Source organism: Candidatus Legionella polyplacis, from assembly GCF_037013735.1.
Lineage (GTDB): Bacteria > Pseudomonadota > Gammaproteobacteria > Legionellales > Legionellaceae > Legionella_E > Legionella_E polyplacis_A.
Genome location: NZ_CP135136.1, coordinates 520,697 through 530,980, shown reverse-complemented (window position 1 = coordinate 530,980; position 10,284 = coordinate 520,697). Strand labels below are relative to the sequence as shown.

The following is a 10,284-nucleotide window of genomic DNA, read 5'->3' as shown; positions in this document are numbered from 1 at the left end:
TTCTATTAAAAATACCGAAATTTTCAAAACTAAAATTAATTAATTTTAACACTTAAAATTATTAAAATCATATCATAACTATATGATTATTATTTTACTAATAATAATTTATATAAAATATATTTTATTAATATCTATATTTTAATCTTTAACAAGATATGTCAATCTATACAAAAAATTTATATATAAAAAATCTTTATAAAAATAAACATAAATACTAATCATTTTTAAATTCTTCTAATAAAATCATAAACAGCATCATAACAATAGGGCCAACAAATAACCCTAACAATCCAAAAGCCCTTAATCCTCCCAATATTCCAAAAAATATATAAAGAAACGGTAACTTAGTCGAACCTCTTATAAATATAGGTTTTATAAAATGATCTGCTATAAAAATAACTAACCCACCATAAACAATAACTATGATAGAAAATATAAAAGATCCTTTTATTAATAAAATAAAAGATACCATCATAAAAATAATAGGTACAGCAAATGGAATAATTGATGCAAATGCTGTAATAAATCCAGTTAAAACTGGAGTAGGAAACCCTACTAAAAAATAGCATAATCCCATAAAGATTCCAACTCCAAATCCCACTATTATCGTTCCATTAACTGTTGCACGTAAAGTATGAATCAATCTACAACTATAATAAATCCATCGATCACCTAAACAAAATTTTCCAATGCAATTAATTTGATTAATCCATTCATCAAAATTACAATAAAAAAAAACAAAATTAAAACAGTAAATACAAACTGAATTCCTCTATGAAATAGATCCATCCCTATTGTCTTAATATAAGAACTGGCCAATAAAAATAACAAATTAATATCATATAAAAGATTTTTAATATAATTTGGAGAATTAAAATAATTATTCCAGTACGATACAAGATCATTTCCAATAATTGGAATATTTTTTAAATAAACAGGAATATATATTTCTGCATAATTTAATTTTTGTAAATAAGTAATAAACACCTGTAATTCTTTTAATAAAAGAACTAATAAATAAATTAATGGAAATAAAAATAAAATTATAAAAAAAATAGTAAACACAAATGCTGATAATACATAAAAGCAACCAAACAATTTACGCCAATATATATAAATTGGATAAGTGGAAACTCCAATAATAAAAGCCCAAATTATAGATGGTATAAAATTATATATAATCTGTAATGTTAATCCAATTACCCCTAAAGATATTCCAATAATTATAATTTCTTTATAAATCTTATTCATAATAGATATTTATTAATACCTATAAACATATAACAAAAAATATTTACAATTGTCCTTAATTAAAAAAAATAATCTAATTTTTTTTAAAATTTATACATAAAATAAAAAAATCAATTCTATTAATTATTTTAATAGAAATGTTTATATCCAAAAGATTTAATAAATTTTATTTTGTTATTTGTAACAACACGTAATCCTAATTGATTTTCAATAGTACCAATCTTATAACAAACAAGATTATGTTTTTTTAATGAATCTAAAAAAAATCTTTCCATTTCCGATTTTACAGAAAAACATAATTCATATTCATCTCCTCCGTATAACGCTAAATCAATTGCATCATGACTAGCATACTTCATTACCAAAGGATGAATTGGAATAAAAGACTCTATTAAGCAAGCTCCTGTATTGCTAGCATTACAAATATGATTTAAATCAGCAATCAATCCATCTGAAATATCAATAGCTGCAGAAGCATAATTTTGCAAAAAGGTTATTAACTCTAATTTAGGAATAGGATTTTTTATTTTTCTAAATAAAATATCTTTATCTTCTTTTGAAATATGTTTTTTTTTTAAATATTTTCCTACCATATAAGGAATTCCTAATTTTCCACTAACATATATCAGATCCCTGTATTTGGCTCCATTACGATATAACGCTTTATTTTTAGGAACCAAACCATGTATAGTAATTGTTATAGACAAAAAGCCACGAGCAACATTTCCTCCTACTAAAACAATATTGTATTTCTTTAACACATTATAAAGCCCATTTGAAAAACGTTTAATCCAATTTAAATCTAAATTAGGCATAGTTAATGCTAAACTTATCCAACAAGGCTTTCCTGCCATAGCTATAATATCACTCATATTAACTACTACCGCCTTATAAGCAATATCATAAGGATCCCAAGAAGCAACAAAATGAGTATTTAAAACTAACGTATCAGTACTTACTAATAAATGCATTCCAGAAGGGACATTTAAACAAGCTGCATCATCCCCTATTCCAAAAATTACATTTTTATCACAATCAAAAGAAAATTGTTTTAAAAAAAAAAATCAATTAAATCAAATTCATCCATTCTATCATTAGATATAATACTTATACAATTTTAATATACTAAAAAAACAGCACATTAAATCTAATAAAAAACATCTCTTATTAAAAAAATTTTAATCTTGAATTAATTTTACAGTTTTTTTAAATTCAAACAACTGTTTTCTATCTAATTTTATATTAGCTAATCTCTTCTTTTTTTCTAAAATCACTGATTCTGGTGCATGATTAATAAAATTAAGATCAGAAAGCTTTAATTTAATTAAACTAATTTCTTGATCATATTTATTTATTTTATTAACTATTTTTAAAAAATTTTTTTTGCTATACAAAAAATCATGCAAAGGTATTACAATCAACAATCCATTAAAAAACGTAGAATAAAATGTTGAAAAACTACTCAAACAAAATCTATCGTAACTAATTAAATCTAAATTTCCCATATTTAACAATATATTATAATATTTTCTCAAATAATTTATATAAATCGGAGTTATATTCCTAATATATACTGAAATTAATTTATTAGAAGGTATAACAATATCTTTTCTAATTTTTCTAATACATTTAATAAAAAGGATTAACCATCCTATTTCACACTCTGCTTCAGAATCAATTAATTTTTTATTTTCTATAGGATATGAAGAAAATGAAATACTTTCAAACAATGAAGACTTAAAAAATTTTTTACTACTCTGATAAAATTCTTCTGTAATAAAAGGAATAATAGGATGTAATATTTTAATTATATTTATAAATGTATACAAAAGTACATTTTTTTTATATACTTTTGCAAAATCTAAAAGATCTGAGCTTTTTAAAATTATTTTTGAAAATTCTAAATACCAATCACAATATTCATGCCAAACAAAACTGTAAATTAAATTAGATAATAAATCAAATCTATATTTTGACATATAGTAATGTACTTTCTCTATACATCTTTGCAATCTAGAAATAATCCATCTATCGATAAAACATAAATTATCCTTTTCAAATAAAAAAGTATCATCAAAAAATATTTTTACACTACTATCTATATTAAAAAATATATAACGAGAAATGTTCCATAACTTATTGCAAAAATTTCTATATCCCTTTACTCTATTTACATCAAAATACACATTACTTCCTGTAGAAAAAAATGAACATAAAGAAAACCTTAATGCATCAGCGCCCATTGGAGGAATACCATCAGAAAATTCCTTATATGTCAACTCAGATACACTGCTATTTGATAGTCCTAACATAGGATTGCTAATCCTTTTTTTTACCAAATCATGTACTGAAATTCCATCAATAACATCAATAGGGTCTAAAATATTTCCTTTAGATTTTGACATTTTTTCACTATTATTGTCTCGAACTAAACCAGTAATAATAACTTCTTTAAAAGGAATTTTTCCCGTAAATTTCATTGACATAACAATCATTCTAGCAACCCAAAAAAAAATGATATCAAAAGCTGTAACTAAAACAGAAGTAGGATAAAATTCTTTAAATTCAGAAACATTATTGATCCATCCTAATGAAGAAAATGGCCAAATAGAGGCAGAAAACCAAGTATCTAACACATCTTCATCACGTTTTAAAAACAAATTTTTATCAAGATTATACTTTGATCTAACATCACTCTCACTATAACCTACATATATATTTTGATTGTTATCATACCATGCAGGTATACGATGTCCCCACCATAATTGCCTACTAATACACCAATCTTCAACATTTTCCATCCAATTTAAATATACTTTAATCCATTTTTCTGGAAAAAAACGAATTTTTTTTGTTTTTACAACATCAATCGCTGGTTTTACTAAATATCTCATTTTAACAAACCACTGATCACTTATTAAAGGTTCTATAATTGATCCAGATTTTTCTCCAAAAGGAATAGTAGTAACATATGGTTCAATTTTAAATAACATTTTATTTTTAAATAAATCATCCACAACTTTTTTACGAACTAAAAATCTATCTATTCCTCTATAATCAATAGGAGCATTATCATTAATTTTTCCTTGTCTATCAATAATGTTAATTATTGGTAAATTATGACGAATTGCCAATGAATAATCACTAAAATCATGAGCTGGAGTAATTTTCATACATCCAGTTCCAAATTCTTTTTTTACCAAAGAATCTGCAATTATTGGAATCACTCTATTACACAAAGGAACAACAACCTTTTGTCCTATAAGATGAAAATACCGCTCATCATTAGGATGAACAGCAATTGCAACATCTCCTAACAATGTTTCTGGTCTACTTGTAGCAACAATAATATAATCATTATTATTTTCTAACCCTAATATAGGATATTTAATAAACCATAAAAAACTTTTTATCTCCTTATTTATTACTTCTAGATCTGAAATAACAGTATTCAATTTAATATCCCAATTTACTAAACAAGATTTCTTATATATTAATCCTTCTTCATATAACTGAATAAAAATTTTTTTTACAGAATAAGATGATTCTTCATCCAAAGTAAATCGCTCATTATTCCAATTTAATGAAAAACCAATACGTTTCATTTGCCATCTTATATAGCTAGATAACTCTTTCTCCCATTCCCATACTTTTTGTATAAAAATTTTTCTTGATAATTTTTTTCTTAAAATACCTAAATCTTCTAATTTACGCTCTATAATCAATTGAGTAGAAATCCCAGCATGATCCATGCCAGGTTTCCATAAAACTTTCTTCCCTAACATTCTATTATATCTAATTAAAACATCCATTAAAGTTTGCTGAAATGAATGACCAATATGTAAGGGGCCAGTAATATTTGGAGGTGGTAATATAATACAATATCTCTCATCTTTATTATGAGAATTATATTTACAATCATCCCATATTTTACAGATTCTTTCTTCTATATCCTTAGGTATATATATTTTTTTCATAATAATTTAAAATAAATATAAAACTTAAAATATAAATATTTAATGTTAATTAAATTACAAAATATTTATAAAAAATTATAAATACAAACATATTTTTAAATTATATATTAAAATTTCTATTTATAGAATAGACATAAAATCCAAAATTTATAATTAAAATAATTAGAAATTTATTAAAGATTTCAATTTAAACATTATTAAAATTAATTTTTTAATCAACAATTATCTTTCACTAGTTTTGAATTCTAATTTCAAAGAATTTCCTATTAGATTTAAATCTTTAATAAAAGAATTTAATAAATAACGCTTATAATTTTTCGTTATTAAATTAAGATTATTTCCATGTATAACAATAGTTAAAGGATTTAATCCTCCTATATGAGCAAACTTTAATTTTGCCAAATTATTTTTATTAAAAAAAAATGAATTATATTTTTTTGTAAATTTTATTAAAAGAAAAGTTAATTGAGAAGTAGAAAAATTCTTTGTAGTCGAAAAAAAAAATTTTTTAATATCTTTTTTTAAAAGAGTTACTCCTGAACCATACAAGGCAGAAACAAAATAAATTTTTAAAATACATATGAAAGCCAATTTTTTTTTTAAATATAAATAAAAATTTTTTTTATCTTTTTTATTTAAAAAATCCGATTTATTAACAACTAATATAAACGCCTTATTATTTTTTACAATAAATCTTAACAAATATGTATCTTGAAAAGATACTCCAGTAGTAGCATCTAAAATTAAAATACATATTTTAGATTCTTCTATTACCTTTAATGATTTAAAAACAAAAATTTTTTCCATCATATTACTGATTTTAGACACTCTACGTATACCAGCGGTATCGAATAAAATACAATCAATCGTACTAATTTTAAAAAACACAGACACACTATCACGAGTAGTCCCAGGTAAATCATGTACTATAGCTCTTTTTTTATTAAGAAAAGCATTGATAAGAGTAGACTTACCTACATTTGGTTTCCCTACAAAAGCAATTTTAACAAAATTATTAATTTTACCCTTTTTATTATTTTTAGAAAAAGTTAATATATTAAATAAGCTTTTCAATAAATTAGATATACCTTTTTTATAAAGAGCAGAAATAAAATGTATATAATTAAATCTAAAACCTAAAGATTTAAAATCCATAGATAAACATTCTTTCATACTTAAATTCTCTGTCTTATTAACTACTAAATATATAAATTTATTAATTTTTTTTAAATATTTAATAATATTTTCATCTAATAAACTTATTCCAGATTTACCATCAACTAAAAACAATATACAATTAGATTCCATTAAAGCAATGTTTATTTGTTGAAATTGCAAACTACTAATTAAATCTTTTCCAAAGGAAAAACTACTAGTATCAACTATAGTAAAATAATAATTTCGAAAATTAACTATTCCATAATGTCTATCTCTAGTTAACTGAGAAAAATTTGAAGTTACTATACTATTTGATTTCGTTAATACATTAAATAACGTAGATTTACCTACATTTGAAGCACCTACTAAAGTAACTATAGAACTCATAATAAAATTTCTCTAAATTTTTATAAAAATTAAAAATAATCTTTATATAAAAACTAATTTATTAATTTCATTAATATAAAATCGTATATACACATATCTTTAAACAATTTAATTTACTAAAAATCAATTAAAATAATTTTGTATTTACAAATTCTTCTCTTTTAAATAATCAATTAAATCCTTTTGAAGTAAAGTAATTTGTTTTTCAGATTTATGTAAATTTTTAACGCTTACTTCTCCATTAAAAGCTTCTTTTTTACCAATAATTAAAGCATACTTAGCACCACTCATATTAGCCTTTTTAAATTGTTTTTTTAAATTCCGATGAAATATACTAAAAATAATTTTCCACTCTAAATTAAAATCACGCAAAGACTCTGATATCAGTAAAAACTGTTTTATTGCATCTTCTTGATGAACAACAATGAAAAATAAAATAAACTTTTTTTTATAAAAACTTTTTTTTAATGTTCTTAATAACAAAATTAAACGTTCCATACCTATCGAGAATCCAATAGCAGGAATACTATTTCTACCTAAATATTGAGTTAACAAATCATAGCGACCGCCGGCACAAATAGTTATTTGTTTTCCCAACTTCTCACTATACCATTCAAAAACTAAATTATTATAATAATCTAATCCTCGTACTAATAAAGGATTAATAAAATATGTAATTCCAAAATAGTCAAGCCTAGAACAAAATAAATTAAAAAAATATTTATTTTTATAGTCTAAAAAATCAAATAATTTAGGAGCATCTTTTAATAAAGATTGAATTTTTAAGTTTTTACTGTCAAGAATCCTAATAGGATTATTAATTAACTGAAATTTACTATGTTCGTCCAAACAATTTATATACAATTTAAAATAATCACGCAAAGCATTAATATATTTTTTTCTTTCTTCAATTGTTCCAATAGTATTAATTTGCAATTTGATATAATTATCAATGCCAAGTAATTTCCATAATCTAGAACAAATAAAAATTAATTCTAACTCAATATAAAATCCTGTGATACCTATAGCTTCTACACCAAATTGATAAAATTGACGATAACGACCCTTCTGAGGTTTCTCTCTTCTAAACATCGGACCTAAATACCATAATCTTTGCTTCCTGCCATTAGAAATCAAATTATTTTCTATACAAGCTCTGACACAACCTACTGTACCTTCTGGTCGTAAACTTAAACTATCTCCATTTTTATCAATAAAAGTATACATTTCTTTTCGTATAATATCAGTAACTTGACCAATAGATCGTGCAAAAAGTTCAGTTTTTTCAATCAACGGTAATCTTATTTCTTCATACCCATATTGAGATACTGAATAAATCAATATTGATTCTAATTCTCTCCAAAAACATGTATCTAACGGTAAAATATCATTTATTCCTTTTATTGAAAAATTTTTATTAATCACTAAAGTCTCTTTTATTTTAAAATTAATATTTTATCAATCAATTTAAATAAAAAATATTTTTTATATTAAAAATAACTATTTTTTAATTATCAATTAATTAATTAAAATTAAATTTATCAAAAAAAATTAAACTAAATAAAATTTTAATAACTAAAGAAATATATAAATTTTAAATTTCATTAATAATAACAAAATATATTAAAATATGTACCTACAAAAGATAGGATCCAATAATAAACGAACAATTAAAAATTATTTTCTTTTAAAAATATGAAAAATCTCCAAACTAATTCTAAGATAAAACAATCTTATTTTTATATAATAGAATTATGCATAATAACCTTCTTAATTATATCATTTTTAAGATTATTTTATTTACAAATTTATCAACATTCATATTTTAATAATTTATCACTGAAAAATCATACAATTAAACTTCCAATCCTTCCAAGTAGAGGAATGATTCTAGATAGATCAGGAAAAATATTAGCAGAAAACATTCCAATATATAATTTAGAAATTAACTTTAATCATATCAGAAACATAAATAAATTTTTTAAAAAAATAAAAAAAATTTTACCATTTATTCAAACAACAACTTTAAAAAAACTTCTCTCATTAAAACATAAAAAATATTATTTTAAACCTTTAATTTTAAAAAAAAAATTAAATAATAATGAAATTGCTATATTTTTGCAAAATCAATATCAATTACCTAATCTTCATATAAAAATAAAGTTTATACGCTATTACCCTCTTAAAGAAGCAACAGCACATATCTTAGGTTATATAGGATATATAAATACAAATGAAATTAAAAAAATAAAATCAAAAAACTATAAAAACATTACTTTAATTGGCAAATCAGGTATTGAAAAATTTTATGAAAATAGATTGCATGGAAAATCTGGATATAAAGAATTTGAAATAAATTCAAAAAGAAAAATAATAAAACTACTAAGAATTAAAAAACCTATTCCAGGAGAAACACTTTATTTAACTATTGATTCATATTTACAAAAAATTGCATATCAAATCATAAAAAAACAACAAGGTACAATTATTATAATGAAACCTTATAGTGGAGATATTTTAGCAATGATCAGCTCTCCAAGTTTTAATCCAAATTTTATTGTTAATACAATTACAAAAAACAAATATAAAAAACTTCTATTGAAACAAAATAATTCATTTTACAATAGAGCAATTCAAGGAACATATTCGCCTGCATCAACAATTAAACCATTTATAGCAATAGCTGGATTAGAAAAAGGTATAATTAATCCTAATAAAACAATATACGATCCTGGATCATTTCATATTATAGGTACTCGACAAATTTATCATGACTGGAAAAAAAATGGACACGGAAAAGTAAATCTTCACAAAGCAATAACTGTATCTTGTGATACATATTTTTATCAACTAGGTTATAAACTAGGTATTTTATATATTGAAAAAATGTTAAAAAAATTTGGATTTGGACAAAAAACTCATATTGACTTAAATAACGAATCTATAGGATTAACTCCTAATAAACAATGGAAAAAATATAATAAAAAAACTTCTTGGTACTTAGGAGATACAATAATTGCATCTATTGGACAAGGATTTATATTAACATCACCGATACAATTAACAAATGCAACTGCTATGATTTGTCAAAATGGAAAAAAATTTAAACCTCATCTATTAATGAAATCTGTCAATTATAATCATAAAATTTTTTACTTTCATAAAACTGAAGAAACTTGCTTACATTTAAAGTCCAATAAATATTGGAAAATAATAATTGAATCTATGAAATCTGTTATAACAAGTCATGAAGGTACAGGATATAATAATTTTGGAAAATATAACAATAATTTTACTATATCTGCTAAAACAGGAACAGCACAAATATATAAAAAATATCTTTTAAAAAAAAATAAATATTTAAAAAATAATTCACTATTTATAGGATTTGCCCCTGTAAATAATCCTAAAATCATAATTACAGTAATTATTGAAAATAATCATAATGCAACACTTATAGCATATAAAATTTTAAATAATTATTTTAATCATTATAAAAAATAATAAT

7 protein-coding genes are annotated in these 10,284 nt (G+C 22.3%); 1 reads left to right on the top strand and 6 read right to left on the bottom strand.

What is annotated here, in order from left to right; all coding sequences use genetic code 11:
- Positions 1-217: 217 nt before the first annotated feature.
- The 6 genes from RQL38_RS02600 to hisS form a co-directional block, all read right to left on the bottom strand.
- Positions 218-646, bottom strand: a complete 429-nt coding sequence (locus RQL38_RS02600; protein WP_338521567.1) for an AI-2E family transporter — start codon at positions 644-646, stop codon at positions 218-220.
- A 29-nt stretch (positions 647-675) separates the two neighbouring features.
- Positions 676-1,254 (bottom strand): hypothetical protein, encoded by a 579-nt coding sequence (locus tag RQL38_RS02595; RefSeq protein ID WP_338521565.1) that lies wholly within the window; start codon positions 1,252-1,254, stop codon positions 676-678.
- 128 nt (positions 1,255-1,382) lie between these two features.
- On the bottom strand, positions 1,383-2,225 hold the full coding sequence (thiL, locus tag RQL38_RS02590; RefSeq protein ID WP_338521563.1) for a thiamine-phosphate kinase: 843 nt from the start codon (positions 2,223-2,225) through the stop codon (positions 1,383-1,385).
- A gap of 207 nt (positions 2,226-2,432) precedes the next feature.
- Complete coding sequence (locus RQL38_RS02585) at positions 2,433-5,231, bottom strand: valine--tRNA ligase (RefSeq protein WP_338521561.1); 2,799 nt, start codon at positions 5,229-5,231, stop codon at positions 2,433-2,435.
- A gap of 222 nt (positions 5,232-5,453) precedes the next feature.
- Positions 5,454-6,776 (bottom strand): ribosome biogenesis GTPase Der, encoded by a 1,323-nt coding sequence (gene der / locus RQL38_RS02580; RefSeq protein WP_338521559.1) that lies wholly within the window; start codon positions 6,774-6,776, stop codon positions 5,454-5,456.
- 144 nt (positions 6,777-6,920) lie between these two features.
- Entirely contained in the window at positions 6,921-8,201 is a 1,281-nt protein-coding gene (hisS, locus tag RQL38_RS02575) for a histidine--tRNA ligase (RefSeq protein ID WP_338521557.1), read from the bottom strand.
- A 270-nt stretch (positions 8,202-8,471) separates the two neighbouring features.
- Between hisS and mrdA the strand changes: the two genes are divergently transcribed.
- On the top strand, positions 8,472-10,280 hold the full coding sequence (mrdA, locus tag RQL38_RS02570; protein ID WP_338521555.1) for a penicillin-binding protein 2: 1,809 nt from the start codon (positions 8,472-8,474) through the stop codon (positions 10,278-10,280).
- The last annotated feature ends 4 nt before the right edge of the window (positions 10,281-10,284 follow it).

Bases quoted from the DNA above. Each gene is read 5' to 3' on its own strand.
- RQL38_RS02595 (WP_338521565.1), bottom strand. From the start codon at position 1,254: ATGAATAAGATTTATAAAGAAATTATAATTATTGGAATATCTTTAGGG.
- mrdA (WP_338521555.1), top strand. From the start codon at position 8,472: ATGAAAAATCTCCAAACTAATTCTAAGATAAAACAATCTTATTTTTAT.
- thiL (WP_338521563.1), bottom strand. From the start codon at position 2,225: ATGCATTTATTAGTAAGTACTGATACGTTAGTTTTAAATACTCATTTT.
- RQL38_RS02585 (WP_338521561.1), bottom strand. From the start codon at position 5,231: ATGAAAAAAATATATATACCTAAGGATATAGAAGAAAGAATCTGTAAA.
- der (WP_338521559.1), bottom strand. From the start codon at position 6,776: ATGAGTTCTATAGTTACTTTAGTAGGTGCTTCAAATGTAGGTAAATCT.